General features: G+C 73.1%; 19 protein-coding genes. 10 read left to right on the forward strand and 9 right to left on the reverse strand.

All coding sequences use genetic code 11. From position 1 onward, the window contains the following. Positions 1-190 precede the first annotated feature (190 nt). Positions 191-1,456: an MFS transporter gene (locus ABD332_RS15125; RefSeq protein WP_344502510.1), complete on the reverse strand. Its 1,266-nt coding sequence runs from the start codon at positions 1,454-1,456 to the stop codon at positions 191-193. Between the two features lie 89 nt (positions 1,457-1,545). On the opposite strand from ABD332_RS15125, the gene ABD332_RS15130 reads away from it, so the two are divergent. Next, positions 1,546-2,331 carry a hypothetical protein gene (locus tag ABD332_RS15130; protein ID WP_344502511.1) on the forward strand — a complete coding sequence of 262 codons (786 nt, stop codon included), beginning with the start codon at positions 1,546-1,548 and terminating at the stop codon, positions 2,329-2,331. Between the two features lie 100 nt (positions 2,332-2,431). Here ABD332_RS15130 and ABD332_RS15135 read toward each other — a convergent pair whose 3' ends face one another. Continuing rightward, positions 2,432-2,842, reverse strand: a complete 411-nt coding sequence (locus ABD332_RS15135; RefSeq protein ID WP_344502512.1) for a hypothetical protein — start codon at positions 2,840-2,842, stop codon at positions 2,432-2,434. A 303-nt stretch (positions 2,843-3,145) separates the two neighbouring features. Between ABD332_RS15135 and ABD332_RS15140 the strand changes: the two genes are divergently transcribed. Continuing rightward, positions 3,146-3,886 carry a VOC family protein gene (locus tag ABD332_RS15140; protein WP_344502513.1) on the forward strand — a complete coding sequence of 247 codons (741 nt, stop codon included), beginning with the start codon at positions 3,146-3,148 and terminating at the stop codon, positions 3,884-3,886. A 60-nt stretch (positions 3,887-3,946) separates the two neighbouring features. On the opposite strand, the gene ABD332_RS15145 is transcribed toward ABD332_RS15140, so the two are convergent. Together ABD332_RS15145 and ABD332_RS15150 are read right to left on the reverse strand one after the other, a co-directional pair. Next, positions 3,947-5,494 carry an MDR family MFS transporter gene (locus ABD332_RS15145; protein ID WP_344502514.1) on the reverse strand — a complete coding sequence of 516 codons (1,548 nt, stop codon included), beginning with the start codon at positions 5,492-5,494 and terminating at the stop codon, positions 3,947-3,949. A gap of 14 nt (positions 5,495-5,508) precedes the next feature. Then, positions 5,509-5,928 carry a MarR family winged helix-turn-helix transcriptional regulator gene (locus ABD332_RS15150; RefSeq protein WP_344502515.1) on the reverse strand — a complete coding sequence of 140 codons (420 nt, stop codon included), beginning with the start codon at positions 5,926-5,928 and terminating at the stop codon, positions 5,509-5,511. Positions 5,929-6,021: 93 nt separating this feature from the next. Here ABD332_RS15150 and ABD332_RS15155 point away from each other — a divergent pair, with 93 nt between their 5' ends. Further along, positions 6,022-6,603, forward strand: a complete 582-nt coding sequence (locus ABD332_RS15155; RefSeq protein ID WP_344502516.1) for a TetR/AcrR family transcriptional regulator — start codon at positions 6,022-6,024, stop codon at positions 6,601-6,603. A gap of 71 nt (positions 6,604-6,674) precedes the next feature. Here the strand turns inward: ABD332_RS15155 and ABD332_RS15160 are convergent, their stop codons facing one another. Continuing rightward, on the reverse strand, positions 6,675-7,310 hold the full coding sequence (locus ABD332_RS15160) for a hypothetical protein (RefSeq protein ID WP_344502517.1): 636 nt from the start codon (positions 7,308-7,310) through the stop codon (positions 6,675-6,677). Between the two features lie 176 nt (positions 7,311-7,486). Between ABD332_RS15160 and ABD332_RS15165 the strand changes: the two genes are divergently transcribed. Both ABD332_RS15165 and ABD332_RS15170 read left to right on the forward strand, forming a co-directional pair. Further along, the gene (locus ABD332_RS15165) at positions 7,487-9,544 is read left to right on the forward strand and encodes a sensor histidine kinase (RefSeq protein ID WP_344502518.1); all 2,058 of its coding nucleotides are present in this window, start codon (positions 7,487-7,489) and stop codon (positions 9,542-9,544) included. Beyond that, on the forward strand, positions 9,534-10,190 hold the full coding sequence (locus tag ABD332_RS15170; RefSeq protein ID WP_344502519.1) for a response regulator: 657 nt from the start codon (positions 9,534-9,536) through the stop codon (positions 10,188-10,190). The genes ABD332_RS15165 and ABD332_RS15170 overlap by 11 nt, the downstream gene beginning before the upstream one ends. A 172-nt stretch (positions 10,191-10,362) precedes the next feature. On the opposite strand, the gene ABD332_RS15175 is transcribed toward ABD332_RS15170, so the two are convergent. Genes ABD332_RS15175 through ABD332_RS15185 form a run of 3 tightly spaced genes read right to left on the reverse strand, consistent with a single transcriptional unit; the run spans position 10,363 to position 12,607 of the window. Continuing rightward, a complete protein-coding gene (locus ABD332_RS15175) occupies positions 10,363-10,959 on the reverse strand; it encodes an ATP-dependent Clp protease proteolytic subunit (protein WP_344502520.1) in 597 nt (198 codons plus the stop codon). A 9-nt stretch (positions 10,960-10,968) separates the two neighbouring features. Continuing rightward, positions 10,969-11,766, reverse strand: coding sequence for a hypothetical protein (locus ABD332_RS15180; RefSeq protein ID WP_344502521.1), 798 nt, complete (start codon positions 11,764-11,766; stop codon positions 10,969-10,971). A gap of 1 nt (position 11,767) precedes the next feature. Next, a complete protein-coding gene (locus ABD332_RS15185) occupies positions 11,768-12,607 on the reverse strand; it encodes a tetratricopeptide repeat protein (protein ID WP_344502522.1) in 840 nt (279 codons plus the stop codon). Between the two features lie 137 nt (positions 12,608-12,744). Here ABD332_RS15185 and ABD332_RS15190 point away from each other — a divergent pair, with 137 nt between their 5' ends. Further along, complete coding sequence (locus tag ABD332_RS15190) at positions 12,745-13,245, forward strand: chemotaxis protein CheX (RefSeq protein WP_344502523.1); 501 nt, start codon at positions 12,745-12,747, stop codon at positions 13,243-13,245. 9 nt (positions 13,246-13,254) lie between these two features. On the opposite strand, the gene ABD332_RS15195 is transcribed toward ABD332_RS15190, so the two are convergent. Continuing rightward, complete coding sequence (locus tag ABD332_RS15195; RefSeq protein WP_344502524.1) at positions 13,255-15,807, reverse strand: putative bifunctional diguanylate cyclase/phosphodiesterase; 2,553 nt, start codon at positions 15,805-15,807, stop codon at positions 13,255-13,257. Between the two features lie 279 nt (positions 15,808-16,086). On the opposite strand from ABD332_RS15195, the gene ABD332_RS15200 reads away from it, so the two are divergent. The 4 genes from ABD332_RS15200 (at position 16,087) to ABD332_RS15215 (ending at position 18,540) form a co-directional block, all read left to right on the forward strand. After that, positions 16,087-16,434, forward strand: a complete 348-nt coding sequence (locus tag ABD332_RS15200) for an MmcQ/YjbR family DNA-binding protein (protein ID WP_344502525.1) — start codon at positions 16,087-16,089, stop codon at positions 16,432-16,434. After that, positions 16,431-16,715, forward strand: coding sequence for a hypothetical protein (locus ABD332_RS15205; RefSeq protein WP_344502526.1), 285 nt, complete (start codon positions 16,431-16,433; stop codon positions 16,713-16,715). Before ABD332_RS15200 ends, ABD332_RS15205 begins: the two co-directional genes overlap by 4 nt. A gap of 56 nt (positions 16,716-16,771) precedes the next feature. Next, positions 16,772-17,116 (forward strand): hypothetical protein, encoded by a 345-nt coding sequence (locus ABD332_RS15210; RefSeq protein ID WP_344502527.1) that lies wholly within the window; start codon positions 16,772-16,774, stop codon positions 17,114-17,116. Positions 17,117-17,253: 137 nt separating this feature from the next. After that, positions 17,254-18,540 carry an ArsB/NhaD family transporter gene (locus ABD332_RS15215; protein WP_344502528.1) on the forward strand — a complete coding sequence of 429 codons (1,287 nt, stop codon included), beginning with the start codon at positions 17,254-17,256 and terminating at the stop codon, positions 18,538-18,540. Positions 18,541-18,702: the final 162 nt, after the last annotated feature.

Raw genomic sequence — 18,702 nt, forward strand, 5'->3', positions numbered from 1 at the left:
GTATCGAAGGGGGGCCTTCGAGCTAGTCCGTGCGAGGGTCCCGGGGGGTTGGGACCCTTTCGGTTGCCGCTGAGAAGAGCATGCAGGTCGCCACTTGGCGCGGACTTGGCGAACACTTGCGCTGACCTGTCACCCACCCGACACCGTTGCCCGGTATCTCCCACCTTGATCCACCCCTCCGTGGAGGTGTTCAGGCGGGCGCCTGCTCGCTCGTGGGCTCCTTGGCGCCGGCGGCGGGCTCGCCGGGCTCGCCGGGATCGGTGGGCTCGGTGGGCTCGGTGGGCTCGGTGGCGCCGGTGGTGACGAGGAGGAGGGCCGCGGCTGCGGCCATCGTGGTCAGGCCGGCGGTGATGAGGGCGCCGCCGCCGCCGAGCCAGGCGACCAGCGGGGCCGCGGCCGCGGTGCCGCCGCCGATCGCGGTCTGGTTGACGGCGCTGACGGTGGCGAAGAGGCGGCCGTGGCGTTCGGGTGGGGTGCGGGCGGTGATCAGGGCGTTCTGGGCGACGTTGAGGATGCCGTTGCCGGCGCCGCCGAGGGCCGCGGCGGCGTAGGCGAGCAGCAGGCCGGGGGCGAGGCCGATGCCCGCGATGCCGGCGCCCATGGCGAGGCACGCGACGGCGACCGCGACCCGGTGGCTGAGGTGCAGCAGGGGCAGCAGCTGCGAGCCCACGAGGACGCCGGCGCCCCAGACGGTGAGGTAGAGGCCGTACTGCGCGGAGGAGGCGCCGAGCTGGTCGACGAACCGGAACGGCGCCGCGACGTTGTCGACGATGGCGGCGCCGACGCTGATCGCGACGCCGAGGACCGCGACGGTCAGGACCCGGTCGGCGAGCAGCAGCCGCAGCCCGCCGGACCGGTCGTCGGCCGCGGCCGAGGGGTCGGGGCGGCGGCGGACGGTGAGCAGCGCGCACGCGCCGGCGAGCAGCGCGAACGTGGCCGCGTCGGCGAGCACCGCGGCCCGCACGCCGAACCAGCCGGTGAACAGCCCGCCGACGGCGGGGCCGAAGATCCAGCCGAGGCCGAAGCCGAGCGACAGCCGGGCGTAGCCGCGCTCCCGCCCGCTGGGCCCGGTGATGGCCGGCACCAGCGAGCTCGTCGCCGGCCGGACGAACGCCGCCAGCGCCGCGAGCGCCGCGAACAGCAGCACCGTCGGCAGCGGGCCGTCCAGCAGCGCGAGCGGCACCGCGACCAGCGCCTGGCCGAGCAGCGCGACGATCAGCACGCCACGCGTCTCGAGCCGGTCGACGACGCGGCCCACCACCGGGGCCAGCACCACGACCGGCACCAGCTCCGCGGCGAGGAGCGCGGCGACCCACCCGCTGCCCTGCGGCTGGAGGCGCAGCAGCAGCGCGATGAACGCGGCGGCGTCGCCGGCGACCGACACGGCGAGCCCGGCCGTGAGGATCCCGAGGTCCGCACGCCCGCGCCCCGCATCGACGGTCCTCATGGTCGCCATGTCCGCCACCGTACCGCCGCCGCATCCGACGGGACGGCCCCTGATCCCGTATCCTTCGCGGGTTCAAGGGTGGTGACGGGGGGGTCGCTGTGGTGGTACCGGAGTCCGGGCACGGCTGGCACCCGCCCGACGGACCGCCGCCGGGCGACCCGGAGGAGCGGGGCGCGCCGGCCGACGGGTTCCCGACGCCGCCGGTGTACGGGCCACCGCCGCAGCCGGCACCCGCGCCGTCCTTCGCCCAGGGGGCCCGGCCGTCCGCCGTGGTGGCCCTCGTCCTCGCCGGCGTGGTCAGCCTGGTCGCGTGCGTCTGTGTGTCCGCCTACCTGAACGACAAGCCAGAGCTGCCCCGGTCCACCGCGCCCACCTATTCCCGGCCCGCCGCGCCGGCCGCCCCGTCCCTGTCGTCGCGGCCGCCCAGCAGCGCTCCGGCGGGTCCGCCGCGGGTGTGGGCGCTCAAGGCACCGGCGAAGGCGGGCACGATGCGGCGGTCGGACGATCCCCCGCCGGTCCCGGATCCGTACTCGGCGACCTACGAGGATCCGCTCGACCCTCAGTACATGGTGATGCTGACCGGGCAGGTCGGCGCGCGCTTCACGCAGGACGGCCCGCAGGCGGCGGTCGACGCGTGGCTCGCCGCGCAGGACCCGGCCCGCGCGCAGACCACGCTGTGGGCCGAGGAGATGGTGCGGCGCGGCCCGCTCTCGATCGGCGGCGTCGCGCTGTGCCGGGACTCCGTCGGGCTCCCCACGCCCGAGGCCTGGTGCGCGTGGGCGTCCGACGGCGTGGTGGTCGAGTTCGTGTTCGTGCGGGTGCCGGCGCCGGTGGCGTGGGACCGGATGGCGGAGATGCTGCCGGCCATCGCCACGTACTCCTGACGCCCGGTCCTGCCCTGCGGGCTCCCGGAACCGCGGAACGCCGGCCGGCCCGAAGGCCGACCGGCGTTCCTAGCGCAGTCGAGACGCACCCGGCGGGTGGTCAGGCGCTGCTGTCGGAGATCTCGTAGTTCGGGCCGTCCATGACGTTCCCGAGGAAGCTCTCGAAGCGCTCCGTGAGCGACATGACGTGCGCGTCCGACGCCTCGGCACCCTCGATCTCGGCCGCACCGAACCCGGCGGAGCCCTCCTGGCCGTACGCGGCGAAGGTGTGCTCCTGCTCGATCTCGGTGTGCTCGTACCGCGTGTACTCGGTCACCTCGTAGTGGTTGCCCGCGGCGTCCGTGTACTCGATGTGCTTGACGTTCTCGTACTCGGTGTGCTCGATGCTCTGGTGGTCGGTCTCGAGGATGCCGTACTGCGAGTTGTAGTCCTGCTCGCCGACACTCGCCTCGTGCGCCTCCGCGAGGCCGCTGTGGCCTTCGCTGGTCTCGATCTCGCCGTACTCGCTCATGGGGGTGGTCCTCTCGGATGCGTCATCTCGGTGTTGCGCTGTTGGACCTAACGGTACGGGCGTCCGCCAGACCCAAAATCCCGGAAACGTGCCACCCGCACATCCCCGGATCGGCCCGTTCTTCAGATGACGTCGCGTTGGGGTAGGGCTCCAGGGTCAGCGTCGCGAACACCTCGGGGGCGCCGCGGGGGTGTCGATGTCCACCGGCTCCATGACACCAACCCACCGGTGTCAATTTCTTGCATTTCACCAATTATTTCTTGCATGTGCGAGTCCGTCCGGGTTCTGGCACACTGCCGCACCATGCTGGAGGAACTGGTGCAGCCCAACGAGACCACCGTGCCGCTGCTGCCGTGCGTGGCCCCCGAGGAGACCGTGGCGTTCTGGCGTTCGCTGGGGTTCGCGGTCACGTACGAGCAGCGCCGGCCCTACCTGTACCTGGCCTTCCAGTGGCGCGGGGTCGGGCTGCACTACAAGCAGCCGCCGGGCGGCATCGACGCGGCACGGGAGGACATCGGCGGCTGCCTGGTGATGGTCGACCTGGTCGCGCCGTATCACGCGGCGTTCACGGAAGCGATGCGGCGCTCGTACGGCAAGATCCTCGCGAAGGGTCTGCCCCGGATCACCCGCTTCCGCCCCGGCGCGTCGCGCTTCACGGTCGTGGACCCGTCCGGCAACTCGATCGTCTTCATCCAGCGCGACGAGCCGGCCGAGCTGGAGTACGGCGGCGCCAAGCACCTGCAGGGCCTGGCCAAGGTCCTCGACAACGCCCGAATCCTGCGCGAGTTCAAGCACGACGACCTGGCCGCGTTCCGCGCCCTGAACTCCGGCCTCCGCCGCCACGCCGACGGCGCCGCCACCCTCGAACGCGCGGTGGCCCTGGCCTCGCTCATCGAGCTGGCGACGGCCCTCGACGACCCCGGCCGCATCCCGGAGTGGGGCGCCCAGCTGCGCAGCCTCCCGCTCACCGCCGAGGAACGCGCCACGGTGCGGGCCGCCGTCGCCGACACCGCCGTGCTCGAGCCCTGGCTGCCCGCGGACTGACGCGTGAAGCGCGGACAACCCGGTGGATCCGTCGATCCACCGGGTTGTCGAGCGGACGGGTCAGTGCGTCGGGGCGGTCACCTTCTCCGAAGGCGAAGTCGCGGGGTCGGGGGTGTCCAGGTCCAGGGTGGTGCGCAGCGCGGTCGGGCGCATCAGGGCCGCGGCGGCCACGCCGACGAGCGCGATGCCGGCCGAGATGAGGAAGATGTGGCCGGTCGCGTCGCCGTAAGCGGCCCGGACGATGTGCTGCAGGGCGGGCGGGAGGGCGCCGAGGTTGAGGTTGCTGGCGCCGCCGCCGGAGCCGGCGGGGACACCCGCCGCGGCCAGGGAGTGCGTGATGTTGTCGGTGACGCGGCGGGCGAGGACGGCGCCGAGGACGGAGACGCCGATGGTGCCGCCGAGCGAGCGAAAGAAGGCGATCGTCGAGCTCGCCGCGCCGATGTCCTTCAGGGGCACGGTGTTCTGCACGGCGAGGACGAGGTTCTGCATGGAGGAGCCGACGCCGACGCCGACCAGCAGCATGGCCGCGCCGACGAAGACGAGCGACGTCTCGTGGTCGATGGTGGCCAGGGCGGCGAACCCGAGCACGAGGATGACGGTGCCGGCCACGATGTACGGCTTGATGTTGCCCGAGCGGGTGATCAGCCGGCCGACGATGATCGAGGCGCCCAGGACGCCGGCCATCATCGGGATGGTGAGCAGGCCGGCCTCGGTCGGGGTGTAGCCCCGGCCGATCTGGAAGTACTGGCCGAGGAAGACGGCGCCGCCGAACATGGCCATGCCGACGGAGAGGCTCGCGACGATCGACAGGGCGGTGGTGCGCTGCCGGACGATCTGCAGCGGCACGACCGGCTCGGCCGCGCGGGCCTCCACCAGTACCGCGGCGGCGAGAAGGACGAGTCCGGCGCCGACCATCGCGAAGGTCTGCCACGACAGCCACGCGAACGAGCCGTCGACGAACGAGACCCAGATGAGCAGGACGCTGACGCCCGCGGCGATGAGCGAGGCGCCCAGGTAGTCGATCTTGACAGAGCGCTTGACCGTGACCAGGTGCAGGGTCTTCTGCAGCACGAACAGCGCGATCACGGCGATCGGCACGCCGACGAAGAAGCACCAGCGCCAGCCGAGCCACGACGTGTCCACGATGACGCCGCCGAGGAGGGGGCCGCCGACGGTCGCGACGGCCATCACGCCGCCGAGGTAGCCGTTGTACCGTCCGCGCTCCCGCGGCGGGATCATCGCCGCGATGACGACCTGGACGAGCGCCTGCAGGCCGCCCACGCCGATGCCCTGGAAGGCGCGCGCGGCGATCAGCTCACCGGCGTTCTGCGACAGGCCGGACAGGATCGAGCCCACGACGAAGATGACGATGGAGATCTGGACGAGCAGCTTCTTGCTGTACAGGTCGGACAGCTTGCCCCAGATGGGGGTGGAGGCGGTCGCGGTGAGCAGGGTGGCGGTGACGACCCACGTGTACTGGCCCTGGGTGCCGTTGAGCGCCCCGATGATCTTCGGCAGGGCGGTGGAGACGATGGTGGAGCTCACCAGCGCCACGAACAACACGAGCAGCAGCCCGCTCAACGCTTCGAGAATCTGCCGATGCGACATCGGCTTGGCGTGACTCATCGTGTTGCCTCCAGGTGCAGGTCGTTCGCGAAGCGGCGCAGGTAGCCGCTGAAGTGCTCGAGGTCTTCTGGGCTCCAGTCGCGCAGCGCGCCGGCGAGCAGGTCGTCGTACCAGGCGACCGCGTCGGCGAGGGTCTGCCGGCCGGCGGGCGTGAGCTCGAGGAGGGTGGCCCGCCCGTCGTGCGGGTCGGGGACGCGCCGGACGAGGCCGGCCTGCGAGGCGGCGCTGACCGCCCGGCTGGTCGTCGACTGGTCGAGGGCGCACCGTGCCGCGACCTCCTTCAGGTGCCGGCCGCCGTCCGAGCGGTCGATCGCCTGCAGCAGCCCGACCGTGCCCGACGGCAGGACCGGATGCCGGCGGCGGTGCTTGAGCACACGAAGGACCTTCATCAGCTCGTACAGATCGTCGCGCAGCATGGACACCTCCCCAATTACTTGCCTTCTACAAGCATCAGAAAAAGTTGCCCAGTGCGCAAGTTTTCTCAGTGAGAAGTGGGTAACATTCGGAACGTGAGCACCGGGCTGCGGGAACGCAAGAAATCCGCCACCCGGCAGGCTCTGCACGAGGCCGCCGTCCGGCTGGCGATCGAGCACGGCCTCGACCGGGTCACCGTCGAGGCGATCGCCGACGCGGCGGACGTGTCCAGGCGGACGTTCTCCAACTACTTCGCCAGCAAGGAGGAGGCGTTCCTCTACGGCGACCACGCCCGCATGTGCGTGCTCATCGACGCGGTGCGGGCCCGGCCCGCCGGCGAGGCGCCGTGGCAGGTGCTGACCGCCGCCGCCGTCGAGGTGTTCCAGGTGCTCGGCGCCCGGGACCCGCGCTGGATCGCCCAGGTGCGGCTCGTCCGCCGGCACCCGGCGCTCGCGGCGCAGCAGGTCACCACGTACACCTCGATGGAGGACGGCCTCACCGCCGAGCTGGTCGCACGCGGGGTCGAAGGGCCGATCCGCGCCCGTCTGATGGCGGCGGCGTTCATGGCGTCGGTGCGGGTCGCGGTCCAGGCATACCCGGACCGCACCGGGGGCGCCGCGCTGATCGACGTCATGCGAGAAGCCCTCGCCGTGACGGGCGAGGGCTTCCGCGGGTAGGGGGAATCGGGGTCAGCGGCTCCCGTGCGGCGTGGGTCAGCGGCTCCGATGCGGCAGCTGGGTGGCGGGGGTCAGCGGGCGCCGGTCAGCTGCGGGCGGAGCATCAGCAGGACGCCGAGCGTCATGTAGCCGATGAGCAGGTGGCCGCCGCCGACGTAGTCCGCGAGCGGCGAGCCGAAGGTGGCGAAGACCGGGACGGTGACGACGGCCCAGCTCTCCGCGACCACCGGCCAGATCCGCACGACGCCCTTCCACCGGCCGGTGATCGCCAGCTTCACGCCGATGACGGCCATGCCGAGCATCGACAGCGGCCAGAAGATGTCCATCGGGACGAGCCACGCCGCGTCGCGCAGCGCCGGGACGGCGTGCAGGACGCTCCACAGCGTGGCGATCGCCAGCAGCACGTGCTCGACCACGAGCATGCCGCGGGCCACCTTCGTGAGGCCCGTCGCGCGGGTCCGGACCTGGACGGCGAGCAGCGCGAACAGCCCCAGCTGGAACAGTCCGCCGGTGGCGTCGGTGATGGTCAGGCCGAGGGAGTCGGTCGGGTTGTTGCCGACGGTGAACATGCTGGCCGCCCACGCCGCCGTGCCGGCGGTCAGGGCCAGGCCCAGCTTGCGGACGCCACCGACGGTGATGGCGGCGGGGGGCTGCTGGCCGGTGAGGACGTCGGTGCGGGCGGGGACGGGCTCGGTGCGGATCGTCATGGCAGGTTCCTTTATGTGAGGCGGCGGGGCTCGCCGGGTATGCCGAGAATCCTGCGTCCCACCGCGACCCGGGCGGCAGGGCCGCGCGCCCCCGACGGCGTCCCTTCCCGTGTCCCGGCCCGGACGGGACTGCTGTCCCCGGGACCGCGGGACTGCCGGGCTGACACGATGGCCGCATGCGCACGCGGCTCCCCACCATCGCCGGCGGGCTCTTCGTCCTGCTGGCACTCGCCTCGACGATCATCTCGATCGTCCTGGAGACCGCGATCGGCGCCGAGCGCCGCGCCACCGACGGCATCGAGGCGGGCTGGATCTCCGGCCTCGCCGGCCTGGCCCTCGCCGTGCCGGGCGCGCTGCTGGCCCGCAAGGTCCCGCGCAACGCGGTCGCCTGGATCCTGTGCGTCACCGGCCTGCACTGGTCCAGCGACGGCACGTTCGCGTCGTGGGTCGCGTACGCCACCGCCCACGACCCCTGGCTGCCCGGCGTCACCATCTCCTGGTGGCTCTACCAGCGGCTCGGCGCGGCGCTGCTGTTCTCGCTGCCGCTGCTGCTGATCTTCTACCCGGACGGCCGGCCGCCGGAGGGGCGCTGGCGCTGGGCCTCGTTCGTCAGCCTCGGGTTCACCGCGGTCCTGCCGGTCACGCTGCTGTTCGTCCCGACCCGCATCGCCGAGGCGCAGGGCGGCGGTGACGACCCCTCCGCGGCGCTGAAGCTCTCGATCGACCTGCTCACGCTCCCGCTGCCCGACGGCGTCTGGGTCGTCCTGCTCCGCCTCGGCTATGCGGCGCTGCCGTTGAGCTTGCTGGTGCCCTTCGCGGTGGTGTTCCGCCGGTACCGGCAGGCGGAGGGCCTCGCCAAGACCCGCATGCGCTGGCTGGTCTGGGCCGGCGTCGTCGACGTGCTGGTCATGCTCTCCGCGCTGCTGCTGCCCCAGTCGGCGCTGTCGTTCGGCCTGTTCGTGGCGATCGTCGTCACCGGCGGCGCGATCGCGGTCGGCATCCTGCGCCCGCGTCTCGTGGACATCGACCGGCTCCTCGGCGGCACCGTGCTCTACGGCGCCCTGGCCACGCTCGTCGTCGCCGTCGACGCGATCCTGCTCGCCGCGGCGACGACCCTCCTCGGCGAGCAGGGTGCCGCCCTCGCCGGCCTGCTCGTCGTGATGCTCGTGTACGGCCCGCTGCGGCACCGCCTCTGGCAGCTGGTCCAGCGCGTGGTGCTCGGGCGGCGGCACGACCCGTACCGTGTCGTCTCCGGCCTCGCCGAACAGCTCGAACGCACCGACAGCCCCGAGGACCAGCTGCTCGCCGTCGCGCGCAGCGTCGCCGAGGCGTTCAACGCCCCCTACGTCGCCGTCGAGGTCCACCGCGGCGGCGACTCGACCCTGCTCGCCGAGCACGGGCAGCCGGTCCCGGATACGCAGACGCTGCCCATCACGTACCGCGGCGAAACCGTCGGCAGGCTGATCCTGCCCGCCGGCGGACCCCGCACCGACCTCTCCCCGCGCGACGAGCGGCTCCTCGCCGACGTGGTCCGGCAGGCGGCGGCCGCGGCGCGCTCCAGCCACCTCGCCGCCGAGCTGCAGCTGAGCCGGGAACGCCTGGTCGGGGCCCGCGAGGAGGAGCGCCGCCGGGTGCGCCGCGACCTGCACGACGGGCTCGGCCCGGCGCTCGGCGGGGTGGCGCTGCGCATCGACACCGCCCGCAACCTGCTCAAGTCCTCGCCGTCCAGGGCCGACGACATCCTGCGGCAGGCCCGGGAGGACGTGTCGACCGCGCTCGCCGACGTACGACGCCTCGTGCACGACCTGCGCCCACCGGCCCTCGACGACGTGGGCCTGATCGGCGCCGTCGACCAGATCGCCGACCGCCTCCGCACGCCCGCCCTCGCGATCCGCGTCGAGGGTGCCCTGCCCTCGGGGCTGCCCGCGGCGGTGGAGGTGGCCGCTTACCGGATCGCCTCGGAGGCCTTGACGAACGTGTCGAAGCACGCGCGGGCGTCGTCGGTTTCCGCTGATTTTTCCGTTGCTTCGGACAAGTTGGTGGTGACGGTGACCGACGACGGCGCCGGGATCGCCGCCGGCACGCCGTCCGGGGTCGGGCTCATCTCGTTGCGGGAACGCGCCTCGGAGCTCGGCGGCAACTGCGAGATCGAGTGCCCGCCGGACGGCGGCACGACCGTGCGCGCCACACTGCCTCTAGGATCTTCACGTCAGGAGGTGGCCGATGGCCGATGAACCGGTCCGGGTCCTGGTCGCCGACGACCACCCGATCTTCCGCGACGGCCTCGCCGTCCTCCTCGGCTCCGTCGACGGCATCGACGTCGTCGGCACCGCCGCCACCGGCGCGGAGGCCGTCGCCCTCGCCGTCGACCTGCTCCCCGACGTGGTCGTCATGGACGTACAGATGCCCGACCTCAACGGCATCGAGGCCACCCGCCGCCTCTCCGCCGAGGCCCCGTCCGTCGGCGTCGTCGTGCTCACCATGTCCGAGGACGACGGCACGGTCTTCAGCGCCGTCCGGGCCGGCGCCCGCGGGTACCTCGTGAAGGGCGCCGAACAGGAGGAGATCGTCCGCGCCATCAACACGGTCGCCTCCGGCGGCGCGGTCTTCGGCGCCACCCTCGCCCGCCGCATCGCCGAGTTCTTCGCCGCCGGCCCCCCGACCGCGACGACGGCCTTCCCCGAGCTCACCGCCCGCGAGCGCGAGATCCTCGAGCTCCTCGCCGCGGGCCGCTCCAACGCACAGATCGCCCAGACCCTCTACCTGTCCCAGAAGACGGTCCGCAACAACGTCTCGAACGTCTTCGCCAAGCTCCAGGTCGCCGACCGCTCCGAGGCCATCGTCCGCGCCCGCGAGGCCGGCCTCGGCCGCCCCCAGTAGCCACACTCCATCAGCACGAATGCCGCAAGCCGAGCATTGACCAACGCCTGTCCCGGGCCGCGCGGGAGCAGCCACGTGGGAGCAGCCACGGAAGACCCAGGGACCAGCGCCACCCGGGAGCACTTCGCGATGGAGCGTCTGAGGCGAGCACGCCTCGGGCGGGACGGGTGGGTCAGCGGGAGGTGATGGAGGAGATCAGGCCGTACTCGACGGCGTCCTCGGCGGACAGGACGCGGCCGGTGGACAGGTCGTCCTCGATGCGGGAGCGGGGCTGGCCGGTCGCGGCGGCGATGCGCAGGACCAGGTCCTCCAGGTCGCGCAGGTAGCGCCCGGCCTCGGCGACGACCTGATCGGCGGTGCCGCCCGGGCTGGTCACCTTCGGCTCCGACAGGCGGAACCTGGCGTGCGCGAACGCCGTGCGGGTCGCCGCGGCGCAGAACACCCCGAGGGCGGCGCCGCCGACCTGGCCGACGGCGGTCGCGTGGACCGGGGCGTGCACGGCGTCGAGCGCGTCGACGAGTGTGAACACCGCCGCCAGCTGTCCCTCCTCCGCCGACAGGTGCAGCGTGATCGGATCGGCGCCGATCGCGTCGAGTGCGAGGAGCGTCGCCGCCGCCCTGCCCGCCATCTCGGGCTCGATCACCCCGCGCAGAAACACCATGCGCCGACCGAACAGCTGCTCGTCGAGCCACGGCGCGTGCTGCGCCTGCGGCGGCTGCGGGTCTTCGTCGGGCCGCCACTCGGGCCGGAACCGCAAACTGTGCTCCATACGCCGACCCTAGGCGACCTCGCCCCCACCCGCCGCACCCCGTGTCCCCATTCCGCTGCGGGCGGAAGCCGGGCTCGCCGACCAACCCAGGCAGACCGCGAGATCCCCGCCGTAGGTGGGGAACGGGTGCCGGCCCGCGGCGGCGAGCTCGTGGCCCAGGCGGAGGCGGTCGCCCCAGGTGGGGTTTCTCCGCAGACAGCGCTCCAGGTACGGCTCGACGAGGTCGGGCCGGTCGCGGGCGGCCAGCCACTCGACCAGCGACGACGGCGAGTTGGTGCGGTCGCCGGGCACCGTGACCACGGCCCGGTCCGGGTCGCCCGCCTCGTCGAACCACGGCAGCACCGCGTCGCGCACCACGGCCGCGAAGGTGGCGAGTGCCGCGGGGCGGCGGGCGGGGTCGGTCAGGTCGATCTGGCCGTCGGGGAAGTCGCCGTACACGTAGCCGTTGGCGCGACCGGCCGCGTACCCGAGCGGGTGACCGATCGCCCAGCTGTCCTGGTCCGGCACCAGGCAGCGGCCGGGGTTGGCCCGCCGCCAGGTGGTCAGGGCCGCGTCGTGCAGGATCAGGACCGTCTGCACGGTGATGGTGCCGGCCGCGCGGTTCATCGACGACGGCTGGAGGGAGACCTCGTGCGTGACGCTTTCGACGGTACGGGTGAGGTTGCGCCGGCGGGTCGACCATGCGAAACCGGTGCCGGTCAGCAGGTCACCCAGATGGTGGCCCGCCGCGGTGACGACGTCCGCCGGCCGCCGCGCCGAAACCAGAGCCGCAACCGAGGTCGGAGCCGGGTGCGCAGGGTCGGTCATGTCACGAGTGGGGGCGGTCGAGGCCGAGGTGGTCGAGCCAGTCGTCGACGGGGTGGCCGAGGTCCTCGGCGGTGTCGAACCAGTGGGCGGCGGTGGCGGCGTCCTCGGGGACGCCCTCGCCGGTCAGGTGCATGTAGCCGAGCATGGCGGCGGCGCGTGGGTTGCCGGCGTCGGCGGCGCGGCGGTAGTAGGCGGCGGCGAGGGTCAGGTCGGCGGGGAAGCCGTCGCCGGTGGCGTGGGCGGCGCCGAGGTTGTACAGCGCCCGTGGCTGGCCGAGGTCGGCGGCGCGCAGCAGCCAGCGGCGGCCGAGGTCCTCGTCGCGGGGGACGCCTTCGCCGGTCGCGTGCAGCACGTACAGCTCGAAGGCGGCGTCGGCGTCGCCCTGCGCGGCGGCCCACTCGTGGTGCGGCACGGCGGCGGCCGGGTCGCCGAGCCACTGCTCCAGCAGGCCCAGCCGGTAGCGGGCGGCGGGGTCGGTGGCGGCGTGCGGGCGCAGGTGCTCGCGGGCCGCCCGCTGCGCGTCGGCCGGGCCGTCGGCGCACGAACGGGCGAAGAGCAGCGCCCCGTCGCGGTCGCCGAGCGCGGCGGCCTCGGCGAAGCACTGCCGGGCCTGGTCCAGCGTGGTCCCGCCGGAGGGGAAGGCGGGGGCGAGCACGGCACCGCTCACGCCGAGGTAGCAGTGGCCGAGCTCGGTCCAGGCGCGGGCGCTGCCCGACCGGCCGGCGGCGCTGAGCCCCGCGACGACCTCCTCGGCCGCCGTGAGCGGCAGGATACCGATCATCATGTCGCCGCGGTTGATGCGGCCCGCGAGGTCGATGCAGCGTGACTCGTCGAACTCCACCCGCGCAACCTAGCAGCCGCCGGCCCGTGACCGTCCGCGATCGTCTCAGAGTGATTTTCCCGTTTCCCCGGGGCTGCTACTTCCGGCTGTCACCATGCGGTTAACGGGTACAGCTTCCGATGACCTCTGGAGTGCGCATGGTGGACGCCTCGCTCAACGAGTCCGGCCTCGCCGACACAGACCTCGTCGAGATCGTCAACGAGGTCTGGGACGCGTACCTGCAGCAGCCGGACGCCCAGGCGACCGATCACGAGCCGGTGCTGGACATGCGTCCGATCACCGCCGCCGTCTCGATCACCGGTGCCTGGGAGGGTCACGTGCGGGTGCTCGTACCGGCGGCGGCGGCGAACGACATCACCGGCCTGATGCTCGCCATGGAGCCCGACGAGGTCACGGACCAGGACGTCACCGACGCGATGGGTGAGCTGATCAACGTCGTCGGCGGCAACCTGAAGAACCGCGGCGCGCAGCCGGCGAAGCTGGGGCTGCCCGTCGTCGCGACCGGCAAGATGCTGTTCCCGTCGACCCGCGAGACGCACCGGCTCGCCGTCGGCTGGCAGGGCAAGCCGGACGAGCCGATCACGTTCAGCGTGCTGCACGTGCACCGGGACCGGCCGGTCACCAGCCGCATGGCGTGACCGTGGCGGTCACCAGGTTCGCTGCCGCACCAGCGCGGCCTCGATGCGTTCCGCCGGTGCCGGCGTGCCGTAGTAGTGGCCCTGGCCGTAGCGGCAACCCGCGGTCCGCACGACCTGCAGGTGCCGCTCCGCCTCCAGACCGTGGGCGACGACCGTCACGTTGAGCCGCTGCGCGAGGCTCACGACGACGTCGATGATCGGCGCCGCGGCCCCGCCGCCGGCCGGCTGCGCCGCGAAGAGGGCGCCGTCGACCTTCAGCACGTCCGTCGGCAGCCGCCGCAGGTGCGCCAGTGACGTGGCGCCCGTGCCGAAGCCGTCCAGCGCGGTCCGCACCCCGATGGCCCGCACCGTGGCCAGGGGCTCGACGGCCCGGTCGAGGTCCACCCCGAGCTCCCGCTCCGACAGCTCCACGACCAGGTCCGGCGGGTCGATCTGGTGGCTGTCGAGGGCGAGGCTGAGCCGGCCGGCGAACCCTTCGGCGACGAGGTCGTCGATCGCCACGTTGACCGACATCCACAGCTGGTACCCCTCGTGCTGCCACGACGACAGCTGCCGGCACGCCTGGTTGAGCACCCAGTCGTGGATCTCGCCGGTGATCCCGAGCTCCCGCGCCACCTCCAGGGTCTCCCGCGGCGGGACCGTGCCGAGGGTGGGGTGCCGCCAGCGCAGCAGCGCCTCCACGCCGATCGGGTGGCCTTCGACGAGGTCGTAGACCGGGTGGTACGCGAGGTCGAGCTCGCCGCGCTCGGCCGCCTGCGGCAGGTGCTGCTCGAGCGTGGCCCGCCGCACGAAGGCGTCCTCGACGGCGGCGTCGTGCCACTCGACCTTGCCGCGCCCGCCGCGTTTCGCCCGGCGCAGCGCCAGCCCGGCCCGGCGCAGCGACTCCTCGGCGCCGCCGCCGGCCGGGGCGAGCCCGATCCCGGCGGACAGCTGCAGGTCGGCGCCGGGCAGCGGGTACGGCTCGCCGAGGTCGCCGAGCAGCCGCGTCGCGAGCGTGAACGCGTGGACCTTGTCGACCCCGGTGTACACCGCGAACTCGTCGCCGTTGAGCCGCGCCGCGACGTCGCCCTTGCCGATCGCGGCGCGGATGCGGGCGGCGGCCTCGACCAGCATCGCGTCGCCGACGTCGGAGCCGTGCAGGTCGTTGACGCCCGCGAAGCCGTCCAGGCCGATCATCATCAGGTGGCCGGTCTTGTCTTCGAGGTGGGCCAGCAGCGTCCCGCGGTTGGCCAGCCCGGTCAGCGGGTCGGTCCGCTGCGTGCGCTGCAGGCTGCGCTCCAGGTCCTGTTCGGCGGTGACGTCGCGCAGGTGCACGACGACGCCGTCGACCTCGGGGTTGCCGCGTTCGTCGGTGACGCTGACCTCGACCGGCCGCCACGCCCCGAACCCGTCCTGGATCCTGGCCCGCACCGGCTGCGGCGACGTCCGGTCCAGGGCCAGCTCATCGGCGTCGCCGGGATGTACCAGCTGCAGGAACGGCCGGCCCACCACGTCCTGGTCCGACAGCCCGAACCGGCGCGCCGCGGCCGCCGACTGCCACCGCACCGACAGGTCCCGGTCCAGCACCACGATGACGTCGGAGGATCCGGCGACCAGCGTGCGGAAGGTCGCCTCCTGCGCGTCGAGCTGGCCGCTGTACCGGCGTAGCGCGACCGCCTCGAGCAGCTCGCGTACCGCGACGGCCAGCACGGCGAGCGTGCCGATGACCATCGCGGGCGTGCCGAGCTGCCCGCGGCTGACGAGCGCGTACAGCACCGCGGCGGCGCCGGCGAGGACGGGCGCGACGAGCAGCGGGTCGCCGATCAGCGTGCCGTCGGTGGCGGGCCGGACGGGCCGGCGGTCGACGTACACCGACCGGCACGCCCCGGCCCAGACCAGCACCGACCCGAGGACGAGCAGGCCGCCCGCGACGAGCAGCCAGGTGCCGCCGCCGGCGGGCCGCAGCGGCAGCACCGCCAGGCCGAGAACCAGGAGCGCGACGCCCCCGGCGGCGGTGACGGCGGCCCAGCGCGGGAACGGCGCCCGTACGCCGCTGACGACCGCGACCGTGATGCCGACGATCGCGAGCAGGCAGGTGGTGAAGACGGTGGGGCTGGGGTCCCCGTGCTGTTCGAGCACGAGGACGAGCAGGGTCAGGAACTTCCACAGTGCGACGCAGATCCCGTCGAGCGCCCGCCGGAACGCGCCGGGCGTGTCGACGGTGACCCCGGGCAGCTTCAGCAGGCCGGCCACGAGCGCCGCCCCCGCGACCGGCGCGACGTACCCGGCGACGGGCGTGGCCACGGCGGAGACCCCGGCGCCGAAGACTCCCAGAGCGAGCGCCACGAGACTGAACACGGTGCCGCGCGGCAGCGCCTTCGGCGCGGCGGCGACGGCCTCGTCCGCGTGCGGGTGCTGCCGGCCGGCACCGATCGCGAGGCGCAGCAGCCAGGCGGCGTGCAGGGTCACCGCGGCCGCGGCGGCGACGAGGACGGCGACCTCGGCCGGTAGCCCGAGCGGCGGCCCGCCGACGAGGACGGCCGCCGCGACGGTCAGCGTGAGCGGTGCCGAGGCCATGAGCATCCGGCCTCGTGATCTGTGCGCGCCACCGATACCCGGTTTCATCGCGTCGGTCCGTTCGCTCGCTCGGCAGGGGGTCCTAGCTGCCCCCAGCAACGACGAGCGCGGCCCGGGGTGACGTCAAGGTCACCCGATCGGACGAAACTTCGCCCGTTTTGCGATGGTTTGATGGCATACGCCTCGGGGACGATGTGAGCGGCGCGCCAGGACGGGTAACAGGGCGGGTTTGCCCGCCGCTCGCAGGGGCCCTGCGGGGCGGGTCCGGCATGCCAGGATGAGCCGATGGGGAGCGTCGACGAGGTACGCGCGGTGGCGCTGAGCCTGCCGCGGACGACGGAGCACCTGATCCGCGACCGGGTCAAGTTCCGGGTGGGCAGCATCGTCTATCTGGCGCTGTCGCAGGACGAGACGACGCTGGGGTTCGCGTTCCCGAAGGAGGAGCGCGACGCCCTCGTGGCGACCGACCCCGGCCGGTTCTTCCTGCCGCCGCTGTCGGACCTGCGGTTCAACTGGGTCTGCGGCCACCTCGCCGAGCTCGGCGGCGAGGAGCTGCGCGACCTGATCGTCGACGCGTGGCGGATGGTGGTCCCGAAGCGCGTCTACGCCGCCTGGCACCAGAGCCTGTCATGAGCGCACCAGAGCCTGTCATGAGCCTGGCCGTGCCGCCGTTGTTCGCGGCGCTCGCCGGGGCGCGCAGCGTCCTGGTCGCCGGGGCGGGCGGCGGCTTCGACGTGTACGCCGGGCTGCCGCTGGCGCTCGCACTGCGCGCGCAGGGGAAGGTCGGTCTGGCGAGTCGGGTGCTGTACCTGGACACGCTCGAGGACACGGTCAGCATGGAGCAGGTGGTGGCCCGCATCGGGCAGTTCCGCGCCGGCGTCACGCCGCGGCCCGCGCGGCCTTTTCCACACTGACGGGTGCCGGACAGCTGGTAGCCTTGCGGATTCGGCGAGCGGGGTGGAGGTGAGGCGTGAGGACCGCACTGCGCACGACCGCGGTCAGCCTCGCGCTGAGCATCTGCGCCATGCTGCTCGGCCTGACCCAGGCCCACCACACGCTGCCCGGCGACACGTTCCAGGTCGCGCGGACGGCGAGCGTCGCGTCGGCGGCACCGGGCGCGGAGGCGCCCCAGGGGCGCAAGCTCCCCCGCACCGGCGACACCGGCGCCGACGGGGCGCACTGGCTCGTGGTGCTGCCCGCCACCGTCGACGTCACGCCGCCGGCGGCCCGCTGGTCCGCGGCGGCCGGCCCATCCCACGTCCACAGTGGACGATGCGGTGCCACCCCGGGGTGCCGGGGCCCGCCCACTTCCTGAGGTTCCACGCCTTCCACAGCCGTGACCCCGCCGGGGTCGACGGTTTCGTCGCGTTGTCCCTCAGGAGGTTCCGTCATGTACCGCATACCGCAACGCCCGCGTCAGTTCGTCACGCCGCACGGCCCGCCGGGCCGCCGGTGAGCGCCATCGCCGCGATCGTCATCTTCACGGTCGCGTTCGCCCTCATCGCCACCGAAAAGGTCCACCGGGTCGCCGTCGCCCTGTTCGCCGCCGGCATGATGGCCCTGCTGGGCCTGGTGCCCGGCAAGGACGTGTTCTTCTCCGAGCACGCCGGCATCGACTGGAACGTCATCTTCCTGCTGCTCGGCATGATGATCATCGTCGGGGTCATCAAGCAGACCGGCGTCTTCGAGTTCCTCGCCATCTGGGCGGCGAAGCGCTCCGGCGGCCGGCCGTACAAACTCCTCGTGATGCTCATGGTCATCACCGCGGTCGCGTCGCCGTTCCTCGACAACGTCACCACGATCATGCTGGTCGCGCCGGTGACCGTGCTGGTGTGCCGCAAGCTGGGCATCCCGGCCGCGCCGTACCTGATCGCGGAGGCCCTCGCCTCCAACATCGGCGGCGCCGCCACGCTCATCGGCGACCCGCCGAACATCATCATCGGCAGCCGCGCCGGCCTGACGTTCAACGACTTCGTCGTGCACATGGCACCGATCGTCGTCGTCCTGTTCGTGCTGTTCGTGCTGCTGGCGTGGGTCATGTTCCGCAAGCGCTTCGAGTACCACCCCGAGCGCGTCGCCGAGGTCATGGCCATGGACGAGCGCGCGTCGATCACCGACCGGCGGCTGCTGATCCGGTGCCTGGCGGTCCTCGGGCTGGTCGTCACCGGCTTCGCGCTGCACGCCGTCATCCACGTCGAGCCGGCCATCATCGCGCTGCTCGGCGCCGGGCTGATGGTGCTCGTGTCCCAGGTCCCCACCGCCGCCTACCTGGAGGAGGTGGAGTGGTCGACGCTGGTGTTCTTCATGGGCCTGTTCGTGATGGTCGGCGGCCTCGTCGAGACCGGCGTCATCCACCACATCGGCACCTGGGCGACCGGCCAGGTCGGCGACGACTGGTTCCTCGCCGCGACCGGGCTGCTGTTCGGATCCGCCGTGCTCGGCGCGTTCTTCGACAACATCCCGTACGTGGCGACGATGGCCCCGATCGTGGAGGACATCGTGGCGACCACCCCCGACCCGGCCACCGGCCAGTCGCTGTGGTGGGCGTTCGCCCTCGGCGCCGACTTCGGCGGCAACGGCACCGCCGTCGCCGCCAGCGCCAACGTCGTCGTGCTGGGCATCGCCGCCCGCTCCGGCGAGCCGATCAGCTTCTGGCAGTTCACCCGCTACGGCATCGTCACCACCGTGATGACCACCGTCATCGCCTGGGGTTACGTCTGGTTGCGCTACTTCTCCTGACCCACGCCCCACCGGCCCACACAGGGTGACCGCCCCAGCCACCGGGGCGGTCACCCGCGGCGCGACCAGGCCTGGTCCGGTCCACCGCGCTTCACATTTCTGGGGTTTGTCGGAGCGGCGAAGCGGACGAAACGATGAGATATTCGACGGGTGGACCATTTC

The sequence above is a fragment of the Dactylosporangium maewongense genome, from assembly GCF_039531485.1.
In the GTDB taxonomy this organism is placed as follows: Bacteria; Actinomycetota; Actinomycetes; order Mycobacteriales; family Micromonosporaceae; genus Dactylosporangium; species Dactylosporangium maewongense.